The 25782-nt window shown below is 26.8% G+C and carries 30 protein-coding genes, 7 tRNA genes and 1 pseudogene; 33 read left to right on the plus strand and 5 right to left on the minus strand.

Annotated features, from left to right (window positions below):
- The 4 genes from ABNT63_RS04390 to ABNT63_RS04405 all read right to left on the minus strand — a co-directional run bounded on the left by ABNT63_RS04390 (position 1) and on the right by ABNT63_RS04405 (position 1985).
- On the minus strand, positions 1 to 189 hold the full coding sequence (locus ABNT63_RS04390) for a hypothetical protein (protein WP_348736778.1): 189 nt from the start codon (positions 187 to 189) through the stop codon (positions 1 to 3).
- A 111-nt stretch (positions 190 to 300) separates the two neighbouring features.
- Complete coding sequence (locus ABNT63_RS04395) at positions 301 to 969, minus strand: ERF family protein (RefSeq protein WP_348736780.1); 669 nt, start codon at positions 967 to 969, stop codon at positions 301 to 303.
- The gene (locus tag ABNT63_RS04400) at positions 953 to 1090 is read right to left on the minus strand and encodes a hypothetical protein (protein ID WP_338989728.1); all 138 of its coding nucleotides are present in this window, start codon (positions 1088 to 1090) and stop codon (positions 953 to 955) included. The genes ABNT63_RS04395 and ABNT63_RS04400 overlap by 17 nt, the downstream gene beginning before the upstream one ends.
- A gap of 670 nt (positions 1091 to 1760) precedes the next feature.
- Positions 1761 to 1985, minus strand: coding sequence for a hypothetical protein (locus ABNT63_RS04405; RefSeq protein ID WP_348736782.1), 225 nt, complete (start codon positions 1983 to 1985; stop codon positions 1761 to 1763).
- 442 nt (positions 1986 to 2427) lie between these two features.
- On the opposite strand from ABNT63_RS04405, the gene ABNT63_RS04410 reads away from it, so the two are divergent.
- The 25 genes and pseudogenes from ABNT63_RS04410 (at position 2428) to rpsU (ending at position 22789) form a co-directional block, all read left to right on the plus strand.
- Positions 2428 to 3837 (plus strand): hypothetical protein, encoded by a 1410-nt coding sequence (locus ABNT63_RS04410; protein WP_348736783.1) that lies wholly within the window; start codon positions 2428 to 2430, stop codon positions 3835 to 3837.
- A 75-nt stretch (positions 3838 to 3912) separates the two neighbouring features.
- A complete protein-coding gene (locus ABNT63_RS04415; RefSeq protein WP_348736785.1) occupies positions 3913 to 4635 on the plus strand; it encodes a hypothetical protein in 723 nt (240 codons plus the stop codon).
- 15 nt (positions 4636 to 4650) lie between these two features.
- Positions 4651 to 4812 (plus strand): hypothetical protein, encoded by a 162-nt coding sequence (locus ABNT63_RS04420; protein ID WP_004028635.1) that lies wholly within the window; start codon positions 4651 to 4653, stop codon positions 4810 to 4812.
- Between the two features lie 156 nt (positions 4813 to 4968).
- Positions 4969 to 5172 carry a hypothetical protein gene (locus tag ABNT63_RS04425; protein WP_348736787.1) on the plus strand — a complete coding sequence of 68 codons (204 nt, stop codon included), beginning with the start codon at positions 4969 to 4971 and terminating at the stop codon, positions 5170 to 5172.
- Entirely contained in the window at positions 5160 to 5471 is a 312-nt protein-coding gene (locus ABNT63_RS04430; protein WP_348736789.1) for an Mbov_0395 family pilin-like conjugal transfer protein, read from the plus strand. Before ABNT63_RS04425 ends, ABNT63_RS04430 begins: the two co-directional genes overlap by 13 nt.
- 6 nt (positions 5472 to 5477) lie before the next feature.
- Positions 5478 to 6599, plus strand: coding sequence for an Mbov_0396 family ICE element transmembrane protein (locus tag ABNT63_RS04435; RefSeq protein ID WP_348736791.1), 1122 nt, complete (start codon positions 5478 to 5480; stop codon positions 6597 to 6599).
- Positions 6548 to 6958, plus strand: coding sequence for a hypothetical protein (locus ABNT63_RS04440; protein WP_348736793.1), 411 nt, complete (start codon positions 6548 to 6550; stop codon positions 6956 to 6958). Before ABNT63_RS04435 ends, ABNT63_RS04440 begins: the two co-directional genes overlap by 52 nt.
- 27 nt (positions 6959 to 6985) lie before the next feature.
- Positions 6986 to 7417, plus strand: a complete 432-nt coding sequence (locus ABNT63_RS04445; RefSeq protein ID WP_348736795.1) for a hypothetical protein — start codon at positions 6986 to 6988, stop codon at positions 7415 to 7417.
- Positions 7418 to 7785: 368 nt separating this feature from the next.
- On the plus strand, positions 7786 to 7959 hold the full coding sequence (locus ABNT63_RS04450) for a hypothetical protein (RefSeq protein WP_348736797.1): 174 nt from the start codon (positions 7786 to 7788) through the stop codon (positions 7957 to 7959).
- 93 nt (positions 7960 to 8052) lie between these two features.
- Positions 8053 to 8340, plus strand: a complete 288-nt coding sequence (locus ABNT63_RS04455) for a hypothetical protein (RefSeq protein ID WP_348736799.1) — start codon at positions 8053 to 8055, stop codon at positions 8338 to 8340.
- 516 nt (positions 8341 to 8856) lie between these two features.
- Positions 8857 to 9894, plus strand: a pseudogene (locus ABNT63_RS04460) (rod shape-determining protein).
- A 187-nt stretch (positions 9895 to 10081) separates the two neighbouring features.
- Entirely contained in the window at positions 10082 to 11326 is a 1245-nt protein-coding gene (locus ABNT63_RS04465; RefSeq protein ID WP_348736801.1) for a replication-associated recombination protein A, read from the plus strand.
- Positions 11327 to 11399: 73 nt separating this feature from the next.
- Positions 11400 to 11540, plus strand: a complete 141-nt coding sequence (locus tag ABNT63_RS04470) for a cation transporter (protein ID WP_348736803.1) — start codon at positions 11400 to 11402, stop codon at positions 11538 to 11540.
- Between the two features lie 198 nt (positions 11541 to 11738).
- Complete coding sequence (locus tag ABNT63_RS04475; protein WP_348736805.1) at positions 11739 to 13577, plus strand: heavy metal translocating P-type ATPase; 1839 nt, start codon at positions 11739 to 11741, stop codon at positions 13575 to 13577.
- 277 nt (positions 13578 to 13854) lie between these two features.
- On the plus strand, positions 13855 to 14754 hold the full coding sequence (locus ABNT63_RS04480; protein ID WP_348736806.1) for a translocator protein: 900 nt from the start codon (positions 13855 to 13857) through the stop codon (positions 14752 to 14754).
- A 510-nt stretch (positions 14755 to 15264) separates the two neighbouring features.
- A complete protein-coding gene (locus tag ABNT63_RS04485; protein ID WP_348736808.1) occupies positions 15265 to 15600 on the plus strand; it encodes a hypothetical protein in 336 nt (111 codons plus the stop codon).
- Between the two features lie 107 nt (positions 15601 to 15707).
- Positions 15708 to 15836: a hypothetical protein gene (locus ABNT63_RS04490; protein WP_348736810.1), complete on the plus strand. Its 129-nt coding sequence runs from the start codon at positions 15708 to 15710 to the stop codon at positions 15834 to 15836.
- Between the two features lie 296 nt (positions 15837 to 16132).
- Positions 16133 to 17488 (plus strand): hypothetical protein, encoded by a 1356-nt coding sequence (locus tag ABNT63_RS04495; RefSeq protein WP_348736812.1) that lies wholly within the window; start codon positions 16133 to 16135, stop codon positions 17486 to 17488.
- A 1-nt stretch (position 17489) separates the two neighbouring features.
- A complete protein-coding gene (locus ABNT63_RS04500; protein WP_348736814.1) occupies positions 17490 to 18188 on the plus strand; it encodes a hypothetical protein in 699 nt (232 codons plus the stop codon).
- Between the two features lie 15 nt (positions 18189 to 18203).
- Positions 18204 to 19568 (plus strand): hypothetical protein, encoded by a 1365-nt coding sequence (locus tag ABNT63_RS04505; RefSeq protein WP_348736816.1) that lies wholly within the window; start codon positions 18204 to 18206, stop codon positions 19566 to 19568.
- A 186-nt stretch (positions 19569 to 19754) separates the two neighbouring features.
- Positions 19755 to 20282, plus strand: coding sequence for a hypothetical protein (locus ABNT63_RS04510; protein ID WP_348736818.1), 528 nt, complete (start codon positions 19755 to 19757; stop codon positions 20280 to 20282).
- Complete coding sequence (locus ABNT63_RS04515) at positions 20233 to 21078, plus strand: hypothetical protein (RefSeq protein ID WP_348736820.1); 846 nt, start codon at positions 20233 to 20235, stop codon at positions 21076 to 21078. The genes ABNT63_RS04510 and ABNT63_RS04515 overlap by 50 nt, the downstream gene beginning before the upstream one ends.
- 118 nt (positions 21079 to 21196) lie before the next feature.
- Complete coding sequence (locus ABNT63_RS04520) at positions 21197 to 21700, plus strand: hypothetical protein (protein WP_348736822.1); 504 nt, start codon at positions 21197 to 21199, stop codon at positions 21698 to 21700.
- The gene (locus ABNT63_RS04525) at positions 21693 to 22376 is read left to right on the plus strand and encodes a hypothetical protein (protein WP_348736824.1); all 684 of its coding nucleotides are present in this window, start codon (positions 21693 to 21695) and stop codon (positions 22374 to 22376) included. The genes ABNT63_RS04520 and ABNT63_RS04525 overlap by 8 nt, the downstream gene beginning before the upstream one ends.
- Positions 22377 to 22624: 248 nt before the next feature.
- Positions 22625 to 22789, plus strand: a complete 165-nt coding sequence (gene rpsU, locus ABNT63_RS04530; protein WP_004028656.1) for a 30S ribosomal protein S21 — start codon at positions 22625 to 22627, stop codon at positions 22787 to 22789.
- Positions 22790 to 22818: 29 nt separating this feature from the next.
- On the opposite strand, the gene ABNT63_RS04535 is transcribed toward rpsU, so the two are convergent.
- Positions 22819 to 23781, minus strand: coding sequence for a GMP reductase (locus ABNT63_RS04535; RefSeq protein ID WP_348736826.1), 963 nt, complete (start codon positions 23779 to 23781; stop codon positions 22819 to 22821).
- A 155-nt stretch (positions 23782 to 23936) separates the two neighbouring features.
- Here ABNT63_RS04535 and ABNT63_RS04540 point away from each other — a divergent pair, with 155 nt between their 5' ends.
- The 8 genes from ABNT63_RS04540 to ABNT63_RS04575 all read left to right on the plus strand — a co-directional run bounded on the left by ABNT63_RS04540 (position 23937) and on the right by ABNT63_RS04575 (position 25740).
- On the plus strand, positions 23937 to 24878 hold the full coding sequence (locus tag ABNT63_RS04540; protein WP_348736828.1) for a hypothetical protein: 942 nt from the start codon (positions 23937 to 23939) through the stop codon (positions 24876 to 24878).
- A 166-nt stretch (positions 24879 to 25044) separates the two neighbouring features.
- Positions 25045 to 25120, plus strand: a tRNA-Val gene (locus ABNT63_RS04545).
- 12 nt (positions 25121 to 25132) lie between these two features.
- A tRNA-Thr gene (locus tag ABNT63_RS04550) sits at positions 25133 to 25208 on the plus strand.
- A gap of 6 nt (positions 25209 to 25214) precedes the next feature.
- Positions 25215 to 25298, plus strand: a tRNA-Tyr gene (locus tag ABNT63_RS04555).
- A 15-nt stretch (positions 25299 to 25313) separates the two neighbouring features.
- A tRNA-Gln gene (locus ABNT63_RS04560) sits at positions 25314 to 25388 on the plus strand.
- A gap of 4 nt (positions 25389 to 25392) precedes the next feature.
- Positions 25393 to 25468 (plus strand) — tRNA-Lys (locus tag ABNT63_RS04565).
- Positions 25469 to 25484: 16 nt separating this feature from the next.
- Positions 25485 to 25571: transfer RNA gene (locus tag ABNT63_RS04570), tRNA-Leu, on the plus strand.
- Between the two features lie 95 nt (positions 25572 to 25666).
- A tRNA-Gly gene (locus ABNT63_RS04575) sits at positions 25667 to 25740 on the plus strand.
- The last annotated feature ends 42 nt before the right edge of the window (positions 25741 to 25782 follow it).

Here is a 25782-nt window from a genome sequence, read left to right on the forward strand (position 1 = left end):
TTATTTTTTATTTAACTCTAATCATTTTTTATTGAATAATTCTTTAATATCATTTCTATTATTTGAAATAATTCTTCATATTGGATGTTTTTCAAATAAATTTAATTCATTAATAGTTGTTGCACTCTTTATTTTTCTTATCACTATATCAGAAGAATCTAATGTTTCTTTTGGAAAATCATTATACATATCACGCTTATAAATAGAATGCGGTTCATCTGCCCTTAATTAATTTATTATCTTCAAAAAAAGCAATAGCCGTAGTACCAGTTCCGGATGGGTCAATACCTATTTTTATCATTATCTTAAAAATCTTTCTTTAAATTGATAATAAAAATCTTCGCTTTGTTTTCTAATCAGAACTGGTGATAATTTTTCAACATTTAATTCTTCTTTTAATCAATTTTTACCTTTTGAAATAATATCTTGTTCTATTCTTGTATTTGTAATAAAATTTTTAATATTATTGAAATGCTGTTCACTCATTCAATTTGGATTTGAATTGTTAATAATTTCTGTTTGTTCTTTTTCTTGCTTAGAATTAATTTTACTTATTTCACTATTATCGGGGTCTAATTCTTCGGTTGGCAAACCTAATAATTTACTTAAAACATATTTAACTCCATAAGTTAATGCTGACCCAATACTTTTAGCGGGGTTAGTATTTTTACCCGTAAAAGGTCAATAAGTTTTAATTTCTTCTGTTTCTTTACATAAAGTTAATTCCATTTCAAAATATAGTATATCATTAGTTATTTTTAAAGTATCTTTTACATAACTTCAAATATATGTAATATGATGTTTTTTAAATTCTTTTTTAACTAATTCTAATACTTGTGCTTCACCAAAATAGTTATAAATTGTTCTACCATTCATTTGCATTGTTTGGTTTTTTTCTAAATATAATGATAAATCGTGTTGTATTTCACCAATACTTGCTATTAATGTTTTTTTAGTTTCTTGTGGCATTTTCTCATTCCTCTCTTTCTTGTCATATTAAAATTGCTTCTTTAATTTGTTCTAAATTTTGTTTAGTAATATCAACTTTTTCTTTAATTACTATTTTTAATTTTGGATTTATAATTATCATTAATATTTTTTTATTATCTATACAAATCTATACAAAAGTCTTTTTCTAATAAATAATAAAGTTTTAATTGTCAAATATAGCGTTCAATATCTGTTTTCTCATTAGAACTAGTAATTTTTTAATCACATATTATATATTCATTATTTTTAACTCGCTGGCACTCACTCCCAAGTGAAAGTGCCAAGCGAGAATTAGTTATATAATTATTTATCTATTTATTTACTACGCCATCCGCTTCACTGGGTGAGTGGTGGCGGTGTTAACATTTACAATTAACTACAAAGTACTACAATGTTCTACATTTTGTAGTTGTTTGTAAATTTGTTACGCTGTGTATATACACCTCTTCATCCGCACCATTTCAGGTCAAAACGTTCAGTTTTTAAAATAAATTCACTTGCACTTTGAAGAGCCTAGTGCTGGCTTTGTGGTTTGTAAAACCGCTGCCACTTCTAAGAAGTAATATCTATCGCAAATTTATTTATAAAGTGTCCATCTCTATTTTTATTGTCGTTCGATGTTGACCTTGCACTTATCACGACTATCGCTTTTAAAACAAAGCGTCTATTATTTCCAGACTTACATTACCGCTGGGCTAGACCGCCATGTGGAATAAAAACACTTAGTTATTAAAAATAACCGTCCCACGCTGCATTAAATTAAGTTATTGTTAAAATTTAAGTTTTAAGAACCCAGTTTTTCAATCAAAGATAATTTTTGAATTTTCTAAGCGTTTATAAAATCGTTTTTGTTTTTTATTTTTTGTCCGATTTAATAAATCTTTATGTTTTTCACAAGTTCATAAAACCTTATTTGATGAAAACTCTTCAGTAATAAATGATATTGTTTTATAGCAGTTATCAATATCACAAATTTGTTGTTGCTTATTTTTCATTACTTACTCCTTTCTTTTATTAAGTTTTTTTATTAGCAAATTAATTAACTGAAACAGAGAAAGGACAACACCTTAAAATTGGAGAAAAAACAGGTACACTTTGTAAATATTTCTAAGATATTTAATAAATGTGTAAACAACTTAAAGAGAGTATCAAAAAGTTGTAATAAAAGTTTTTATTTTAAGATTTTAAAATGCTGTCCTTTCTCTGAATCAATTAATAATTTTGGTTTTACAAATAAAAAAAACCATTTTAGTAAATGGTTTAATTATTATTCTTATTCAATTTCTATGTATTTGTTAAAACCCTTCTTTTTTACATGCGACCATTGAAACTACTGTTTTAGAAGGTGGTAAAAAATGATATGTTGGTGCAATTGATATTAAAGGACTTAATATTACAACATTAGATACAAATGAACAATTATTAAAATTTAACCAATTGGCAAATATGTTTCGTTTAACAGATTGTCAATTAAGTTTAGTAAAAATTGAAAAACCTTATGATTTAGAAAAAAATATTGTTAATTTAGATAAAACAGTTGATAAATTAATTAATCTTCGTAGAGATGAAATTTTAACCGCAAAAGGATACAAAAGTCGTTTTGAACAATTAGAAGGTTATCGAAAACTTTATGAAGATCAAGCTGATATTTTAGGTTATTCTTTTACTAGTAAAGTATTTGTCTTATTTGTATATGATACTTCAATAAGCAAATTAGAACGAGATATTCATATTATTAAAATGAAGTTAACGGAAACTAATTTGCGAACTATTGATTTGGATAAATATGAATTAGTTAATACAATTAAACTGATTTTTAATCCATTTGATGAAAAGTTTTCAAATGAAAAAATTGATGAGTATCAAGATAATGTTAATGAATTATTAGCATTAGATAATATTACCCTTACTAAAAGTGGTTTTCGTATAAATGATGCGCAATTTTCTATTAAAGGAATCCAAAATTATCCAATCTATCCACAAGATGGTTGAGCTGCAAAATTATGCACAACAGATAGTACCGTTATTTTTAATATTTCGAATACAAATCTTGATGCAGTTAAAGAACAATTACATCGAGCAATGATTAATGCCCGTACTAATTATTTTTCTGTTAAAAAGACGGTTAATCGTTCAGAAAAAGAACGTGAATATGAATCGTTTGAAAATTTAGTACAATTAATTGCATCAGGTGAAGAACAAATTAAACGGGTAAATGTTATTTTTTTAAATTATGGTTTTAATCGACATATGTTAAAACAATCAGAAGAAAGACTACATATTTTATTAAAAAGTCTTAATATGAAAATGGATTATTTATTTTTTCGACAAATAAGTGGGTATAGTGCCTTATTACCAAAACTAACTGATCCAACGGCATATCATAATTCTTATGAAATGTCATGTGCAACATTAGGAAATTCATTTCCATTTTTAAATAACGCTTTAGAAGATGAAAAAGGATTATTTGTTGGTTATAACACCACTGGTGATGTAATTTTTACTGACCAATTCAAACGTGGTGGTTATTTTCAAAATTCAAATGCGCTATTTATTAGGACAACAGGAGGTGGTAAAACGACAACTGTTAGCAAATTTTTGAATTATCATATCATTAATGATAGAAAAGTAATTATTATTGATCCAAAGCGCGAGTTTGGAAAACTTTGTGATTATCATGATGGGAATTGAATTGATGTTGGTTCTGGGAATAAAGAAAATTTTAATCCATTACAAATTAATGCAAAAATTGACCAATATCAAAATATTAATACAATCATTGGTGACCATTTGCAAATTTTAGAAACATTTTTTCATTTTACCCATCCAAGTTTAAAAATGGACTAAGTTGGTTTTTTAACACAACGAATTTTAGATTTATATTTAAAATTAGGTATTAATAATGAAAAAAAATTTAATAAAATGGAAAATAATGATTGACCAATTTTTGATGATTTACTTAATTTTTTAACAAAACTAGAACCAGATCTTGGCGAAGCAGAAATGCTCAACAAAATTACAAAAATTATTCAATATGATTTTACTGGTTATGGGAAATATGCTGCATTATGGGATAAACATTCAACTATTACCTTAGATGATAATTTATTAAATATTTTAGATATTCAAACACTATATTCAAAACAAAAAGTTTTAAAAGCACAAATGTTTTTAATGCTTAATTATATTAGAACAGAAATTAATAATAATCGATTTAATACAGACAATGAAATAATTTTAGCTGTCGATGAAGCACATATTGTTATTGATAAAGACAATCCACAAGCTCTAAAGTTTTTATTTGAAACAGTAAAAATGATCCGTGGTTTTAATGGCGTGGTAATTTTAGTAACACAAAATCTAACCGATTTTAGAATGACTGCCGAATTAGAACGAGAAGCATCTGCCATTCTTAATAATGCGCAATATGTTGGGATTTTAAAATTAAAACAAAAAGACTTACATGATGTAAGTGAATTATATAGTGCAAGTGGAGGTTTATCGGAATCAGAAATTAATTTTTGTGCCGGTGAACAACGAGGGGATATGTTATTTATGGTGACAGATTATAATCGCCATTTTTTACATGTGGAATTATCTGATTTTGAGCAACAAGCCTTTGGAATAAAATTATTAGAAAACTAAAATGAGGGAAGAAAAATGGAAAGACTAAAACGTAAATCTTATAAAGTACAATTAAAAGTTCCGATTGAATTATATGAGGAATTACAAAAATTTATTGATGATGAACATTCATTAGCTTATGTAATTAAGCATCTTATTAAAAAAGGAATTCAAAATTACTTTGGTGATGACGAATAATAATCTTTTAATTTATTTGTTAAAAGTAATAAGTTTATTTTTGTAAATGACCATTTATTTTACGAGAAAAAGTTATTTGGTAAATGACAATCTATATTTTAATAATTCTTATTAAAATATTACAAAAGGAAAGGGAAAAATATGCAGGGGATATTTTTGATTAACAAGGCACAACCATTTAGTTCACAATTAAAAAAAGAAGCAAAGATGGTTTATCATAATGTTAATATTGATAAATCATCTTGCAAATTTAATAAAAAGGGTCCAAAACAATTTTTTATTAAATTAAAAAGTAAAATATTAAAATTAATTTTAAGAATACAAATTGCTACAAAAGGAGAATTATTATGAGTTTATTAAGTTTACTAGCTGATGCACCTGATTTTTCAAAAACTGCCGATTTAGTAGTTGTATTATTAAATGCAATATTATCACCAGTTTCAATTATTGCTGGAGCAATTTGTATTTTATATATTATTAAACATGGTTTAAAAATTAAAAAATTTGCTGATGATCCTGAACAACGAAATATTCAAATATATGCTGTCTGTTGATGTGTTTTTGGATTAGCATTATGTATTTTTGCACCAATATTTATTAACATAATATTACCAGAATTAATTAATAGTTCAGGAAGTTATGAGCCTCCTACTAAGTAGGGATTTATGGAATTAATATTTAATTTACCTTTTTTAGGTATCATTGACTGAATTTTAACTGGGATATATAAAGCAGTATGAGGAATCTTTATTACCGGCCCGTTAGGGTTGGTTTCAGTTTTTACACAAGTTCTTGAATTTTTATCATCAGGAATAATTTTTAGTTTATTATTTAACTCACAAGAAGGCTTTTCTTGATCAAATATTACAACTGCATTTTGGCAATTTGCCATTGTTTCAGTAGCTTTCTTAGTAATAATTTTTATTACCCAATATTTAACATTACAATTTAAAGATGCAAAAGAAATGCAGCCAAGACTAATGGCGTGCTTTAAATATACTGGTTTAGCTGGAATCTTTGTTCTTTTTATTCAAATTGGTTTTTTCTTTTTAAATGGAATTATTACTTGGTTTATGGGAATGTTAAGTATAATTTTTGGAACTAGCGACCAAAATTTAGCTGATGTATTATATTGAATTGGAAATAGTGATGGTGTTGCGGGGAAACCAGGCGATTATGGGCCACCAAGTAATATTATGGATTGAAGTTTAATTATTGAAATTTTTTCCGTTTGGTTTGTTCTGTTCGCCATTGCAATATTGGGAATGTTATTAACACAAAAGATTTTTGAATTATTATTTCTTTTTATAGTTGCTCCAGTTGTAATGGTAAAGATGGTGCAAGATGAAGGAAAAAGAGCACTAACATGAAAAGATATGGTGTTATTAAAAATGTTAGCGACATCAACAGCGTTGGTGGCTTATTATATTTTTATGATATATATTAATGTTATTTCAGATCCTAATTTTGGTCCTTCTGATTTTCCTGGTTATGCAAGAATGTTTTTACAAATTATTTGTATTTTAGGAGGAGCACTAAGTGTCTGAGGCATTACAAATTTACTTTCAGCTTTTATTGGTGAAGCAATTGGAATGTCAGATGGTCTTAATTCAATTTGTAGTACAATAGCAGCTGGTATGTTTGCAATGGGAGCCGGGAAGGTTGCTAAAAAAGCACTTGGTTTTGCGAAAAAGAAACATAAAAAAGATTCATCGGGAATGCCAGGACTGCCGGGATGGATACGTTTAGTGGTGGTGGCGGTAGTCAAAACCAAAGCCAAGGGATAACACCACTAAGTTTTTTAGAAACAAGAACAGGAGCTTTAGGAATGCTTGGAAAAGGATTGCGGGTTGGAGGTAATGCTCTTGGTCGTTCAATTTGAGCAGTTAAAAATGGATGAGACTCAACAAAAGCGACATGAGGAGATTCATATGATGTTAATCCAACATCAACAGGAAGTTTTGGAAAAGTTAAGAAAAATCTTAAGCAAACTAAAAACTTTATGAAAACAGAAGCCCTTGCTGGAGCAAATTATCTTGGTAGAAAATCTATGAAGATTGCTACAAAAGGAATCAAACAAGTTAAAAAACATTCTTATGAGCATGTTCAACGAGGTTATAAAACTGCCAAAAGAAAAGAACGCTAATTCAAACTTAGCACGAGGATAAAACTTATGAAAAAACGATTGTGAATTTTGTTATGCAGTATACCAATGCAACTAACAATTTATACTTTTGGATGTAAAAGTTTTGATTATGGTTCAAATCCACATAATTTAAAACCAATTGAGCCACCAGAAGAAGTAAAAGATATCAATTATTATTTGCAATTAAAAGAAAAAAATCAAAAATTATTTGAAAAAGCAAAAAAAGAAATTGATGAACTAAATTCATCAGAATCAATTCAGGAAATATGTGGTAGTTCAAAAATGTGTTCTGAATTGCAAGAAATAATAGATGCAAATATGGTTGAAATGTATGAATATCAAGCAATTGTCTATGATTGTGATTACCAAATTTTATTTTTAGAAAATGATGGTGATTTTAGTGATAAAAAATTAGAGAAAATGCAATTGCTATTATTACAAATGAAAATAATATTTTAAAAAAACAATTTGAATTAATGACAACTTCATCTGACCCATATCGGAAGATGAAATTAATAAAGTTAAAAATTTAATTAAAACCTGTGAAGAAATTTTAGAAAAATTAAATAAAGAAAATGAAAATGAAACTTAATTTAAATAAGTAAAATACTAAAATGGGTTTTAAACAGCAAAATTTAAATAATTAATATTTAACAATATTAATTATTTTTTTATGATAAAAATATGATTTAGCAACGAAGATGTAGATAGTTATTTTATTTCAGTAAATGATTATCTTAAAAATAATTTTCTTAATAATTATGATAGTATTCTACTAACTATGGAAAAATACTTTATTAAAAGAATAAACGAAAGGAAAAGAAGAGATGAAAAAAATATTATCCTTATTTAGTATTTTTGCTTTGTCAGGAGTAATTAGTGGAAATCTGACTGCTTGTCACAAAGACACAGAGACAAATAACATTGACCAAGAAATTGCAAATGTTTTAAAAAATATGAAAGATGTTAAAGACATTGATAAAACAGAAGATGGATGATAATTTGTTAATGAAACATTTTTAAATGATCATATTATTCTCCTTTTATTATAAAAATTAGGGGCGAAATAAACGGATGAAAAACGTAAAGAAGTTATGAAAAAAATTGTTGAAAAAATTGGCTTAGTTTTATTAAACAATGAACATGTTGAAGTAAAACAATATGATATTGATAAAATTAAAAATACAAGTTTAGAAACTTTATTCTTAACTGGTATTAAAGAAAAATTAATTACTTCCGATGAAGATAAAGCAAAATATTTAGATGAAGAAGGAAATATTAAAAAAGAATATTTTGAGGAAAACAAAAATATTTCATTAGCAGTGAAAATTAATTTTAATGGTTCAAGTTATAATCTAGCATTTACATTTAAGACAGCGTAACAAATACCATAGATATTATTCTATCTCGTTTATTAATTAAAAAGTATTTACATAAAAAACAAAAATCAACTTTTGAGCATCTAAAATAAAGTAGACATAAAAAATAAAAATTATGTTAAAACTTTATTAAAGAGATGTTCTTTTTATATGAAAAAACAAGATAACAAAAAATTTAAAAGATGAAAAAATTAGAATGCGATTATAGATTATAACTTAAAAATGGAAATAAGAAACATTCTATTGCCAATAAATAATTAGAGTTAATAACAAAAAGAATTATATGAATATCCAAAAAATAAATTAATCACCTGTTAGGAAAACAAAAGTCTATTTAAAAAATGTCCAAAAAAAGCTACTAATCCAGGCAAAGTCTTGTTACTATTTTTGGGATAAAAGCATTAAATTTATGGTTATTAAAAAAATACTTACTTTATTCCAACGTTAACTAGTTTATAAATAATACTTATTGTTTTTACTAAGAAAAAAGATTATAATATTAACTAAGGAGGATTTGATATGGCCATATTTAATAATAAGAAGCCAACTTTTGTATCAATGAATTTAGGAACAGCTTACACTCTGGTTTATATTTCAGGGAGTGGAATTGTTTATAATGAACCATCCATTGTGGCATATAAAATTAAATAAAATCGGATTATTGCTGTCGGAAATGAAGCATATAAAGTGATTGGAAAAGGAAATAAAACAATTAGAATTGTTCGACCAATGGTTAATGGAGTTATTACAGATATTCGTGCAACAGAAGCACAATTAAAGTATATTTTTAATCGTTTAAGAGTTACCAAGCAATTAGCTAATTCAATTATGTTATTAGCTTGTCCATCAGTTATTACCGAATTAGAAAAAAATGCTTTGAGAAAAATTGCGATGAATCTAGGCGCAACAAAAGTTTTTGTTGAAGAAGAAGTTAAAATGGCTGCGTTAGGTGGTGGGGTTGATATTTATAAACCTTTTGGTAATTTAGTGATTGATATGAGAGGAAGAACAACAGATATTGCGGTTCTTGCTTCAGAGGATATTGTATTATCAAAATCAGTTAAAGTTATTGGAAATTATTTAAATGATGAAATTCTAAAATATGTTCGTTCTCAATATGGTTTAGAAATTGGAATTAAAACAGCAGAAATGATTAAGATTGAAATTGGTTCATTAGCAAAATATGGTGATGAACGAAAAATGAAAGTGTATGGACGCGATGTTGTTTCAGCATTACCACGAGAAATTGAGTTGACGCCAGAAGAAATCCGGGAATTTTTAAAAGTTCCAGTATCACGAATTATTGATTTAGCAGTTCAAGTCTTAGAAGAAACACCGCCAGAATTAGCAGGAGATATTTTCCGCAATGGAATTACCATTTGTTGTGGTGGTTTAATCAAAGGAATTGATCACTACTTTGAAGACACATTACAATTACCAGCCAAAATTGGTGAACAACCATTATTAGCAGTTATTAATGGAACAAAAAAATTTGAATCAGATATTTATGATATTATTCGCCAAGAACATCAGAAAACAAAAGAATTAGATTATTAAGAATGTTACAAGTTGCTATAAGAATTAACGAGCATATAAAAATAGCAAATATGATCAGCATAGAGCAACTATGAATTAAAATCAAAACCAATAATAATATTGCCAAGGTTAGCATTGGTTTATTATAAAACTGATAATTATCAGTTTTTTTATGTTATGATGTAAAAAAATACTTAGGAGCGAAAAAATGTTTGAACCATTAGCATTTGTCTTACGACCAACCACAATAACTGATATCATTGGGCAAAGCCACCTTATTAATGATTACAATGGTGTTATTTCACGAATGTTGAAATATAATTATGCAAGTTCATTAATTTTTTATGGTGATCCGGGCGTTGGAAAGAGCAGTATTGCTCGAGCATTAGCCAGTGATTTACAACTTGAGTATGCAATTTTTAATGCTGAAATTGATAAAAAACAAGATTTAGAAAAAATTATTAAGCAAGCAGCAAATTTTGAACGATTTATTATTATTGTGGAAGAAGTACACCAAATGAATAAAGATCGGCAAGATATTTTATTGCAGTATTTAGAAAATGGACACTTAATTATGTTTGCTTGTACAACAGAAAATCCTTATTTTGTGATTAATCCAGCTTTACGATCACGAGCTAATATTATTAAATTAGAACGAATTACTGTTGATGAAATGCTAACTGGCCTACAGAAAATAATTACAAAGAAAAAATTACCGTTAGCAATTACTAATGATGCGTTACTATTAATTTGTCAATTAGCAAGTGGTGATTTACGAATTGCAATTAATATATTAGAATTATGTTTAAATTTATATCCCACAGAAGAAATTACCACAACAATTATTAATAATATTGCTCCAACGGCTAATTTAATTAATTTTGCAGAAGGTGATGAACATCATGATTTAAAATCAGCCTTGCAAAAGTCAATTCGGGGTAGTGATGTTAACGCAGCTTTACACTATTTTACACGGTTATTAGCAAGTGGTGATCACGAAGCATTATTGCGTCGAATGTTAATTATTGCTTATGAAGATATTGGCTTGGCTAATCCAGCAATTGCGGTCCATGTCAAAACAGCAATTGATAGTTTTCGTCAAATTGGATTACCAGAGGGACGAATTCCATTAGGATTAGCAATTGTTGAAATGTGTTTAAGTGAAAAATCAAATAGTGCTTATTTAGCAACAGATCAAGCGTATGAAGATGTTTTAAAAGGTAATCTTTATCCAATTCCGCATCATTTACGGGATACAAGTTATGCTTCAGCAAAAAAACTAGGAAATGGCCAGGGATACCAATATCCGCATGATTTTCCAAATGATTATGTTGCGCAACAATACCTGCCAAAGGAAATGCGCGGTATAGTTTATTATCAACCAAAATTACATAGTGTGTATGAAAAACGAATTAATGAGTTATATGAACGGTTTACAAAAAAAGGCAAGTAGAACTTTTGAAAGAACTACTTAGTTTATTTTTTGTTAGTGCTAGAATAAAATTAAAGAAATGGGGATGAGAGAAATGACAGTCGTAAAAATTCATATATCAGAATTAACATGTAGTAGTTGTGCGATGGCAATTGAAAAAAAGTTAACAAAAATTCCACAAATTAAATTTCAAATTGGGATTGTAATAAGAACTGTTAAAATTACTTATGATTAAACAACTTTAGATAAAAAAACAATTTTTCACCAGATTAAAAAAGCCGGTTATGATTTTGATTAAATTGAAACAAAACAGTTATAAGATGGTTATTATTTAATGAAAAAGCAACAAAAAGCAAAGTTAACAAAACGGTAAATTCGAGATCTGTATGAATTAATTATTGCAATAATTTTAGATATTCCTTTATTATTGGGAATGATACCAGGGTTAGGACTGCTCCATAATGAATGATTACAATTAACCTTTGCTAGTGTTATTTTATTTTATTGTGGCCGTCGTTATTATATTAATATGTTTAATGAAATATTTCGCTGGCATTTATTAGGAATGAATACGTTAATTGGTTTGGAAACATTAATTTCATATAGTTATAGTATTTATTTAATTGCATCACGTAGTCATTATATGTTATTATTTGAAACTGCTGGAACAATTATTACTATTATGTTATTAGGTAATCTAATTAATACAAGAGTGCAACGAAAAGTAACAATGGGAATTGAAAGCGTTATTTCGTTGCAAGTTGAGCACGCTAACCGTGTAGGGAAGAACCAAACCATTGATGTTATTAATACTAAAGATATTCAAATTAATGATTTTTTATTAATCAAAAAAGGGGAAAAAATTCCAGTTGATGGAGTTGTTACAAAAGGGATTGCATATTTAAATGAAGTAATGTTAACTGGCGAAAGTAATATTATTGAAAAACAAATTGGTGATGAGGTAATTGGTGAAACTGTCAATATGGGTGAACCATTTTATTGTCAAGCAAAAAAAGTTGGTGCTGATACTGTTTTAGCAAATATTTTAGAAAAAGTTGATGAAATTCAAAGTCAAAAACCACGAATTCAACGAATTGCTGATCAAATTGCAAAATGATTTACACCATTTATTTTAATTATTGCGATTATTACATTTTTATGTCAATATTTTATTTTTCATTCTTATGATATTGCAAAAGCAATTGATATTGTCATTACTGTTATTGTTATTAGCTGTCCTTGTGCATTAGGTTTAGCAACCCCCTTAGCAGTTGCGGTTGGTTTTGGTAAAGCTTTAAAAGAAAGAGTTATTTTTAATAATACCGATGCATTTGAAAAAATTACTAAAATTGATGCTATTGCTTTTGACAAAACAGGAACAATTACTAATGGTCAGTTAACTGTTCATGATTTATTAGGAGCTAAAGAAAATATTAAATATATTTATAATTTAGAAAAATTATCAGCACATCCAATTGCAAAAAGTATTCAGCATTATTTTGTTAATTGTCAAGATGAAATTTCATTTGAACAATTTCAAGAACAACCAGGGCTTGGTGTGAGCGGGGTTTACCAGCATCAAATGTATCAATTATTATCTTATCAAACAGTAGTAGCCAAAGGTTTTCAAAATCAAATGGAATTAGCAGTTCAAAAAATAACAGTGATTAATTCAATTTTAATTACCATTGTAATTAATAAAACAATTATGAATGTGATTATCTTAACGGATACAATTCGGTTTGATGCGCAATTAGCAATTACAAAGTTTACTAAAAAACATATTGCAACGCATATGATTAGTGGAGATAATGAACAAACAACAAAGGCAATTGCTAATGAAATTGGAATTACAAGTTATTATGCTAATGTTTCACCACTAACAAAGGCAACAATTGTTGCAGAAATTCAAGCAGCAGGAAATGTTATTGCTTATGTTGGCAATGGAATTAATGATTTAGTTGCTTTAAAACAAGCTGATTTTGCAATTGCAATGGGGAAAGGTAGTGAAGTTGCAATTCAAAATAGTGATATTACAATTATTAAACCAAGTATTTTTAATATATATAAGGTATTTGTGCTAACAAAATTAACACGAAGTTTAATTTGATGAAACTTTTTTTGAGTTTTTAGTTATAATTTAATTTCAATTTCATTAGCGATTCTTGGTATTATCCCGCCTTTAATTGGTGCAATTGTAATGGGAGTTAGTCAATTATTAGTTTTATTAAATTCATTAGTTTTTAATAATATAAAAGTAAAATTTAAGTAAAATTATGGCTAATAATAAATTTTTACTTTAGTTAAAAAGTGAAAAACTTTTTTATTAAAAATTATTTGTTTTTAATTTTTTTATGTTATCTTTAAAATAGATATATTTTTAAGATATATCTTAATAATATAGTATAAATAATAATTAAGAATATAAAAAAAGATAAAATAATATTAAATATAAATCTCATAAATAAACAAAGAACTTACTGGATCGTAAAAAATTATAAAATAATTAAAACAAGGCAACATATTTTAGAAAGGGAAAAAACATTACTATGAAAAAATTTTTAATGTTGTTAAATGCCGTAGTTTTTCCGGTTATTTCATTTTTAGTAGTTTGTGCTTGTAAAAATATTAATGATATAATAGTTCGTAAAGTGCCTCTTACTCCTGCAAATTTAACAACTTTTTTTGAAAAAAACAATGTCTTAGAATATATAGGTGAATACTTTTTTAAAGATGCTGATACTCAAACAGATAAAGAAACTTTACGTATGACAAAAGGTCGAATTGAACATATGTTTAAAAGTTTGCTTGATCAAACTTTAGGCAACAAAATTCGTAACCATTTTAGTTATAAACCAAGTGAATATTATTTTAAAATTACAAAATTAAAGCATTATCCTAGTTATAAATTAAATCAATTTTATGATTTTAATTTTCAATTAATTATTGATTTTCAAAATCGATTTTATTTTCAACAAGATAATTTAGTATTGAGATTTAAAGAAACTAAGCAATATAATAATGAGAAATGATTAAAAGTTTATTTAGATTATTTAAAAAATTGTAGTACTTATTTATGACAAAGTAAATATCTTGGTTATGAAAAAAATGGGTCATTGCCATACCATCCTGATGCTCAATGAACTAGTAAACATTCAAAGGTACTTTTTATGAAAAATAATAATTCATATGTATTAAGATTCCTTTCGGAATATTATGCAAATTTATGAAATGATGCAAATACAACAGGAGGGTTATGATTTTATAAAGATAAACAATTTCATGTTAATGTTATAAGATATGAATATTTAGGACAAACACCAGCCAGATTATATAATAATAATGGTGTTCGTGCCGACATAACATTAACTTTTACTAGTAAAATTGACAATCGTATTAGTGCTAGTGCTAGTTATGAAATATGAATGAAATATAAAAAGGTTGATTAAGGATTCTGTTGCAATAAAAATTATGCTTGTATATTTTTTTTTTTTTTTTTGTAAAAAAATTTATTAAGTTTTCCTGATAAGGTAAGCATTAGGATATATTAAGTTATATCATTTGAACTATGAATAACATTGGATTCAACTGAAAGGATAATTAAATAATCCTAAAAATAAAAGTTGCTTTTTGATATTAATTTATGTTATGCTCAAATTAGATATAATAAATTATATCATTTGGTATTAATTATCAAATTGTATAAAATTTATTTTAATAATATTTAAAAATTAATTAATAATAAAAACAACTGGTTTTTATAAGGATTTTTAGTATTGTTAGAGTTCTTTAATTCAACAAATAACGTGGGGTTAAATGTTGAACAAGTAATAATAAAAATTAAATTATAAAATTATTAATTATTAATTATTAATTACTAATGCTAACTTAGCATTTTTTGCGTACGCAAAAACAAAAAAACTATAACAAATTATTAACATATGGAGGAATTAGTTTTTATGAAGAAAATTTTAGGATTTTTGCCTTTATTAATGTTGATAACAAGTGGTGTGGGGTCAGTTGTTAGTTGTGAAATGGTGACTAATGGGCAAAATCATCAGAAAGTACCAATTACAAATGAGAATTTAAGAACATTTTTTGCAGAAAATAAAATATTTGAATATCAAGGTGAATTCTTTTTTAAAGATGAATTAGAACAAACTAAAGAAGAAACAGACAAAATGACAAGTGGCGCAGTATCGAGTATTCATAAGTTTTTACTTGATCAAACTTTTGGGGAGAAATTTAGAAGTTATTTTTTTATGTTCCATTTGAATATCAGTTTACAGCATTAAATCTTGAGACTTATCCTGGTTATCGGTTAGGACAAACTTATGATATAACCTTTAATGTTTTAATTAAAAGTAATAAAAATAAGATTGATTTTCAGCAGAATAATTTAGTGTTAAAGTTTACAGAAACTAGTCAGTATGCAGAACAAAAATGATTTTCGAAGTATGTTGATTATTTTATTAATTTAAGCAATGAAATTTGAGGTCAAAAATATGAAGGATTTTCTAACTGATTTTAAATTAGCCCTTCAGCGACATGAAATAATGATTTTCCAAAAACAAAGTATTTGGAAAAAAATAATGCAACGATTTTACAAGATATTTCAAAGTATTATGCACGAATTTTTTCTATAGATGAAATTCCAATAAAATAATTTTATTCTGAAAATAAAATAACAGGTGTTGCAAATAGTTATGAGTATTTAGGGAATGTACCTAGTACTTATTATTATGGTAAAGGAATTCGCGCAAGAGTGAATTTAACATTTGCTTATTTGAATAATCCACAAATGACAGTGACAAGAGATGTTGAACTATGAATGGAATATTTTCATATCCAACCACAAATATGATAAATAACTTTTTTAAATCTAAAAAAGTAATTTCTATTTTCGGTGACACCATTTTTGATGCATATGGGAAAATTAAAAGAATTCATCGGTTAGGGCAGACAGTAACAGAAGGTGAAATTAAATTAGTTTTATTATCTTATGAAACTTTTTTACAAAATGGACAAGAATATTATGAAATTGATGTGAAAAAATTATCAGCACATGAAGCTTTTAAAAAAGCTGCTGAGATATTACGAGGAAATTTAGCAATTAATAATGATGGTTCTAAAATTGATATAAAAACTAGTTTTAAACCCGTTTCAAAACTAGCTAAATTTGCAGGAAAACTTGCTGCTGGTTTACAAATTGCAAAAGCAATATGAGACATTGGAAATCTTGTTTCCCCATTTAAATTTAATATTTATGAAAATGATTTGGGAAATGGTCAAAAATTATATTATCAAACAACTGAATTTGAAATTCCAATTTTAAATATTCAACTTTCAAAAACAGACCCAAGTCGAGTTGTTAATTTAACTCCGATAAAATTATTTTCAAATGGAAGTATTATTAGTGATGATGTTGAAGACGAGAACAAACAATTATTTACTATGTTAGGGAGTCTTATTATTGGAAAGGATAAAGCACGACAATATTTAAAAGAATATATTTTAGCTAATCCAACAAAGTTCGTAGCAACACGCTCATATTATATTACAGTTATGAGTAATCAAGAAATGCGCGAAATTGTTGCAGATAAAGATAATCCGGTTGATGCTATGAAAAAGTTAAGGACATTTGTAAACGATATTTTTATAAAATATTTTGCAAACAATGTTAATAAAATGTATTTTGATGGAATTAATAGTTTTTTTAATAATCCAATTGATGCTCGGGATAGTTTAAAAACAAAGATTACAAATAATCAATTTATTATTAAATATAAGTTTACAGATTTAGAAGGGATTACTAAATATTATGATGATGAAGCAAGGTTACTTAAAGAACAAAATCATTATCTTGAAAATAATGTTGTAATAAGAAAAACAATTTTGCAAAGTGACTTAATTACAACAATTCGTTTTGATAAATTAAAGCATCAAATTGGTGCTCACAATAAGGTTTACAGCGTAATTTTTAATAGGCAAGAACGTTATTTCTTAACGGTGGAAGATGCCAAGAATTATGTTTATCGTAACTCAGATATTGTGCTAAAAACAAATAAAGTAATTAATTATTATGTCTTTTTTGGAACTTTACAATTTAATAATAAGAGTGATTTTTATAAATGGGTAAAAGATAATACGATAATGGTAAATGACCAAGGGGAGGTAATTTAAAATGGCAATTAATTTCTTTAAAGGAATATTAGCAAGTGTAACATTAACAACAGCACCAGTTGGTACAGCAATGAGCACAATAGCATCTGATGAAGTAATATCGTCACCAGAAGCAGGTTTATTTCGAATGATTAAAAATTCATCAACAGCAGTTGAAACAAAAACAGCGTGAAATTATGATGGTCAAGAATTTTATTCTCAACAAGAATTAGATAATTATATTATTCAGAATAACCAAATTGAAACAATTCAAACATCATCTGATCCAGGGAAAATTATTAATGATTACCAATATCGAACATTAAATCCGGATAAAATTTATGATATTAATTTTGATAATTATCAATTAATTTATCGTGATTCATACGGAAATGTTAGTTTAACAAAAACGGCGGCATTAGAAACTTATACAAAAAATATTAAAAATAAATATAGTTATGATGCTATTGAATGATATGATTCACCAGAAGAAGCAAAAATAGGTTTAATTTATCAAGGTGGATTACGTAAATCACTATATTATTATATTAATGGTCGCTATTATTATAATGCTTTTAATTTGCAGGATCAAAATGCGTTAAAAAATATTTTAACAGAAGGATATAATTTAGACCCAAGTGAATTTACAGGACATGTGCCAATTTATGGCACAAGAGATAGTTTACGAAATGTTGTTGCTAATAATTTTCGTCCAATTTAAACAAATGCAAGTAATATGAATCAACAGTTAAATTATACAAATTTCTTAATAACTAAGATCGAGCAAACAATTTTTTTATCACCTGGAAATGGTAATTTAATTAAAGTAGTTGAAAATGGAACACAGAGAACATTGAAAGCGGTTGAAACAATTGCAATTATTGATTCAGAATGAAAGTTTAATGAAAAAGATTTTTCTGATGTAAGCAAATGAGAACGATACCAACAAGACGATGATTGGATTAAGTCAGTTGGAAAATACTACTATACAAAAACTTTTACAAGTGGTAGTCGAACTTATGAAATAACTTATTTACCAGTTAAATCAGGGAGTGGTTGAAGTTATGCTGATTTTTATTGAGATCGGTTAGCAACAATCAATAAGTATGAATCAGTAATTACGTTATATGATAATGATAAAGAAAGTAAAACAAAAAATGAATTATATCATTGAGAAAAATTACCATTAGGAATTAAAACAAAAAATGAGATTCCAACACAATATGTTCGCCAAGTTTATGATTTATGGTTTAATCATTTTTATGAAGAAAAATTTTTAAAATTAGATCGAAAGGATGAAGATGGTATTTTTTATAATAATTATGGAGTTAAAGCTGATATTTTATATGATATTAACGATCAACAAGGGGATAAATATTCATTAACCGAAAGTATAAAATATTATCATAGCAAACTTAAACCACAAATTTTATCAGGACCAACTGTTATAAATGAAAAAGGAGAAACAACATATTGATTACGAGATGATTTTTATGCTACTAAGAATCAATTAGATAATTATCTTTTCTTAACAGGAATTGTTGATACACGGTTAATGTATACTTATTTTGATGTTCAAGATCTGTCATCCCAAGATATGCTAGCATTAACAACAACGGAAGCTGATGCTCGTGAAAAACAGTTTCAATATGACCAAGGGATTTTACTAAAAAAATACTTTGCATATGATGTTTTAGGTAACAAAGTTGTTTCTGCAAAAAGTGAAGCGGATGCAATTACAAAGTTGCACAAAACAGTTATTTTCACGGGAAAATATATTAATAAAAGCGAAATTAATGCTTGAGATAATGGAATGATGAGTTATGACAATGTTATTCAAAATGGCATTTATCATGTATACCGGATTTATAGTCAAATTCGTGCTGACCAGGGTCTTATTCCTTACATTTATTTTGATAGTTATCAATCTGCTTTAACCGCTATTAAAGCCGGCGTCAATCATGCAATTAAAATTACAACTACAACTGTTAATGTTTATTTATATGTGTATATGGATAAGGTAAGTAATAAACACTCATTTACGTATACAAATGATGAAAAAATTAATGCCATTGTTGCAGAAATTATACGGTTAACCTAATGGTGATTATTAGTTCTAAAGTAAAGAAAATTCTCCATATAATTAGTAGAGTGTTTCTTTTCTTATTAATTGTTGGAGGGATTATTAGTGCTTTCTATTATTCCAAGAAAGAAATTTAATTTATAATTTAAGTGGTATTATTACTTTTACTATTTTAGGAATAACAGCATTATTTTTATTATTTTTATGTTTATTACAAAAACAACCAAAACAGCAAATTCAGCAAACAACAATCTTTTATTTTTTAACATTGTTTTTATTACTGCTTTTTTAGCGTTATTTATTAGTTCTTATGGATTATACAGTTTATGATTTTTTTTGTTTAAATTTTTATCACCAGTTTATTTAATTGGATTAATATTTCTTTTTGCTTTAATAATGACTTTTTTCTTAAAAGACCTTGGTTATACGATTAGTTTTTGTGTTCCGGTTTTGTTATATCTGTTTATTTTCCTTAATCATGCAAAAACAAGATTAGCATTAGGAGCAATTCTAAGAGGAATCATTTTAGGTAATATTATAGTAAGTTATTTTCAATATGATTTTTCAAAGTTAAATCTTAAACGCGTTTTTATTAAAAAAATTTTTATTGGTAATTTTAAAATTTTTTTATTAACATTTTTAGTTAGTTTAATTTTATTTTTTCTGCTAGGGAAAGATCATTATGCTTTATTTAGTCCAAATATTAATTTTAATAAAGAAACATCTAATTAACTTAATTGGTTTTTTGCTATTATTTTTATTCTTATTATTTCAAATTAAACCAGTCTTTATTTTCACTATTTGTGTTATCGTTCAAACAATTACAGGGTTTGTTTTACAATTATTTGCTATTGAAAGTCAATATAATGTAATTTCGTTTTTATTGTTTTCTCAAAATGAAACATTAATTAATGTTAGTTTGTATTTATATAGTTATTGTTGTGCAACAGTGTGATTTGGAATTTTGTTAGTATTGGCTAGTTTTAAAACAATGTATGGTCAGTTTATGAATAATATAATATTGTTTTATCAACTTGACCAAAAGTTTATGACAATTGGTATGGTGCTTAATTATGAATATAAATATTTTTTTTATTATAAAAGTTGAACTGATTTATTGACTTCTCGTCAACAACAGAACACAATAAGCGTTTTATTAACATCAAATGATATTGTTGTGAATCATCGTTTAATACAAACAATTATTCTTTATCAATTACATTATCAAATTATGCAAATGTTTTTACCATTTTCAATTCATTTATTATGAGCATTATTTTGAACAAGTAATAATTTTAATATAGTTATGTTAACAAGTTATTTATTGTTTTTAAAAAGTGCTTGAGTCTATTATTTTTTACTTGTATTATTAACTTTATTTATTATTTTTCCTTGGGGACAAGATTACTTTTTTCTTAATTGATGAGAAGTTTTGACTTATCGCATTAAACTAAAACAATGCTCAATTACTAAAAGCATAAAAAGTTCGCGGATTAGAAAAAAATGGCAGCAGAATAAGAAAAAATAACAACAAAAAAGTTTTTATTTTTTTGATACGATTACAATATAAAAATTATGAAAAGAACTAAAAAGAATTATAATTAGGTTTAAATTTATTAACTATCTTTAAGAAAGGAAGGGATTTGATGCCACGAAAACATCTAATTGCTAACTTAGCAATTGGCAATCATTTTTTAATTCCGATTGATATTGAAAATAAAGTTATTATAAGTGATATTTACTATGATTTATTGTGTCATGATTCAACTGCTATTTTAAAGAAGAAAAGTTATTTATTGTGAGAGCATCAACTAGTTCTAAAAGAATATAATTATTATGATGTTAATAAAATTTCAAAAGGAACAATTATTGCTGGCTTAAAGTTTTTAAATGCAAAAGCAAAGCTGGAAACAACATTTTTAGGTTGCTATGACGGAATTAGTCAAACTAGTGCTTTAGCATTTATTTATTTAGTTGCAAATAACATTATTCCACCATTAGCATTTAAAAAAGCAATAACGCATTTTTTAACTAATCATTATGCTTTAATGAAAATAAATCAAGGAATTTATGATTTTTTAAAGCAACATTATCCTTATAAGAAACTTAATGCATTAACACAACAAAAGTGAGAGCATTTACATGGCTAATCTTCGACTTGAATTAGGCAATTATACTGTTAAAATGTATTATCGTAGTAAATGTCTTTTTAATAATCCTAATTTAATTGTTTATGATTTGGATACATTATATTATTTATGAATGGGAAATTTTACACAAGAACAAATAGAAGGAAATTTAAATATTGTTAAAACTCGTTTAATTGAACATAATAAATTAATTTGTTTAAAAAGCTTATTAATTTATTTAAATAATTTAGAATTAGATTTTAGTACAAATCAAATTTCACTTGTTCAAAATTTTGTTTGTAGTGTTTCGGAACGAATAGCAATTATGACTAATTTTCCTAAATTAAAATGAATAACAATTAAGCAACATTATGGTTTATTAGTTCAAAGAAATGATTTTTATGTTGATGTTAAAAGTAAAACAACGATAATTTACCAGTGTAGTACAAAAGACCTTTTTAAATTAAATTATGGTTGGATTAATTGTCAAAATATCTTTCAACAATATCTTAATCATAATTTTAATGTTATGTTATCTGTTTCAGATTTAATAACATTAATTCCAAATTTATGTCAAAGGATATGAACATCATATAAAATAAAAGCACTTTGCCTTGAAAAAGGTCTTTTTTCAGAAGTTGTTATAACAGATTATGAAAAAGCAATGGCAGGATTTTTTTTTATCGCGAAAAATTAAAACAGTTGTCCAAGAAAAATTAACAATCGGGAATAATAATTATGAAATTTTAACAAAGGTTAAAAAATAATAAAAATATGGTATTAAGTTTAAGATATGGTAGGAAATTTAAAGAAATTAATTAAAATATTTATATTCCAATAAATATTTTAATTTTATGCATACATAAAATCAGAAAAGTTTGTTTTGTTAAAAAAGTGTGATAAGATGATATTGTTAATTTATATAGTTTTAGGAGTTGAAATATTATGGCTACTGTTGTTGTCAAAGCAGGAGAACCGCTAGACAAAGCGTTAAAACGATTTAACAAGGTTTCTTCAGTTAAAAGAAAAGAAGCCCGAAAACGTGAACACTGAATGAGCAAAAAAGAAAAAAGACGTTATAAACAAGAACAATCACGTAGTTTTCGTTAAAAAAAATCCCATTTTAAATGGGATTTTTTTTAAAAATTACTATCTTTTAAAATTACATAATCAACTTTTTTAATGGCCGAAAGATCTTTACCACCAGCATATGAAATTGATGATTGTAAATCTTCTGTCATTTCACGTAATGTTTCAAAAATGCTGCCACGAATTTCAATTAACTCTTTTTTACCTTCAACATAACGTTTTTCACCTTTATTATATTCACTTGCTGATCCAAAATATTCTTTATATTTAATACCATTATTTTCAACTTGTTTTCCAGGTGATTCTTGGTGCGCAGCAAATAAACTACCAATCATGCATATTGTTGCGCCCATTCGAATTGATTTCGCAATATCACCGTTAACTCGTAATCCACCATCTGCAATAATTGGTTTTGAACTACCTTTACTACATCATTTAACAGCCGATAATTGTCATCCACCATTACCAAAACCAGTCTTTAATTTAGTAATACAGACTTTTCCGGGTCCAATGCCAACTTTTGTTGCATCAGCGCCTCATTGTTCTAAATCACGAACAGCTTTTGGTGTTCCAACATTACCTGCAATAATAAATGTTTCATGACCTAAATGGCTGCGAATATGTTCAATCATTTTTTTTACACTAAAAGCATGACCGTGAGCAATATCTATTGTGATATAGTCAGGTACTAATTGTTCTTTTTTTAATGTTTCAATTAGTGCAAAATCATCTGGTTTAACACCAACTGAAATTGATGTAACCAAGTTTTTACTTTTCATATGTTTAATAAACTTAACTTGATCTACGTTAAAACGATGCATAATGTAAAAATAATTTTTTTCTGCTAATTTTTCACATAATTCTTCATTCACTACCGTTGCCATATTTGAAGGTACGACAGGTAAATTAAAAGTATGTTTTCCTAATTTAATGGTTGTATCACATTCTTTTCGAGAATTAACAACACATAATTCTGGAATTAATTGAATGTCTTCATAATCAAATGCTTTCATTTTTTTAATTTCACCTCACTTATTAAATGTACCATAAAATAAGGGGAAAAACCCGAGTTTTCTTTTTAAAAAAGAATAAAAAAATATCTTGTAATCATATTAAAACCATCATATAATTAATTATGTAATTGTAGAAAGGAATAGTGATTATACAAATGATGACAAGAAATTTTGGTTTTACTAGATTTTGAATTGTGTTATCAAGTATTGTGGGTATTGCGGGAATGGCAATAGCAGGAGGGGCTTACTTTTATTACTTAGGCCGATATAACAATGGGACTTTTCCTGGTGATATCAACGCTGCAAATACTTGATTAATGAATTCATATGCTGATTTAACAAGTGTTAAAGTTGTACTTTTACTAGTAGTGCTTTTTTCATTTTTCACAACAATAATTTGTAATATTGGATTGATTCGTTATGCAATTAGCAGTACTGATGCCGAATTATGTGCAAACAAATGAAGTTTAGCGGTATTATCGTTATCAATTGGTGGTTTTTTTGCACCATTTGCATTAACATGATTACCAGATACTGATGTTAAAGCAACAAAAAATGCTCGCGTTGTTATTGTCCGTTATTTAGGGACTGCTTGATTAGTATCAGCTCTTGTTAGTATTGTTGCAATTATGATTTTTTATAACAAGGCAACAGATAAAACTTGAGTTGGAGACTCAAAACAAAATTTTGCCATTATGATGGGAGTTTTAGCTGTTGTTAGTGTTTTAAGTTTAATTTTTGTCCCTGGTTTTTATAGTAATAAAGTTGTTGCTAATATGATGGCTGAAACTTCTTATGGAAAATGATTACGTTTCGTTTCAACTGTTTATACTATTTTAGTAACAATAATGTTAGTGATCCAAATTATTACGGCGTTATTAAAACTAATTGAAGCATTTAGCCGTATCTTCCAAAAAGGACAAAATGGACTAGCAATTTTCACTAATATTTTAAATTTTACTGCAACATTAATTGGAACAATCTTTATGATTTATCTAATTACAAAAGTAATTAAAGGATTATGACGTCGTGAAGATGGTTATATGATTAACATTCCACAATATAAAGCATCTGACCATATGCAACGTCGTTATTAATAAGATTTTTAAAATGGATTTTATAATATTAAAATCCATTTTTATTAGTGATTTTAGATAATGTAATCTTCTTAAAAAAAATAAAATTAATAATATTTTAATTGACAAAAATTATTGTTTTATATAAAATTAAAAAGGTTTCAACACAATACTTACATTGTGTCATCGGGTGTTAGCTCAGTTGGGAGAGCGCCTGCCTTACAAGCAGGTGGTCAGCGGTTCAAGTCCGTTACACCAGACCATTAATGATTCCTGCTGGCTTAGCTCAATAGGTAGAGCAACTGACTTGTAATCAGTAGGTTGGGAGTTCGATTCTTCTAGCCAGCACCATTCTTTGGAGGGGTAGTGAAGTGGCCAAACACATCTGACTGTAACTCAGCTCCTTCGGGTTCGGGGGTTCGAATCCCTCCCCCTCCACCATCTTTATGTATATTTTGGGCTATAGCCAAGCGGTAAGGCAAAGGACTTTGACTCCTTCATGCGCTGGTTCAAATCCAGCTAGCCCAGCCATTGTCTCCTGTTAGCTCAGTCGGTAGAGCAACTGGCTTTTAACCAGTGGGTCAAAGGTTCAAGTCCTTTACAGGAGACCATTTATAAAAAATATATGCCCGAGTGGCGGAATAGGTAGACGCAACGGACTTAAAATCCGTCGGTTTTACAACTGTACCGGTTCAAGTCCGGTCTTGGGTACCATTTATTTTATTTAAAAAAAATGATATTATGTTAAGGCAGTGATATATATATATATATATATCACTGTAGTTTAGGATAAAATTTAAAATTAAAATGCAGGTGTAGTTTAATGGTAGAACTTCAGCCTTCCAAGCTGACTGTGAGGGTTCGATTCCCTTCACCTGCTCCATGATATTAATTGTTAGTTTAACAATTTTTTTATGTTAAAATA

The sequence above is a fragment of the Spiroplasma endosymbiont of Ammophila pubescens genome, from assembly GCF_964020965.1.
In the GTDB taxonomy this organism is placed as follows: domain Bacteria; phylum Bacillota_I; class Bacilli_A; order Mycoplasmatales; family Mycoplasmataceae; genus Spiroplasma.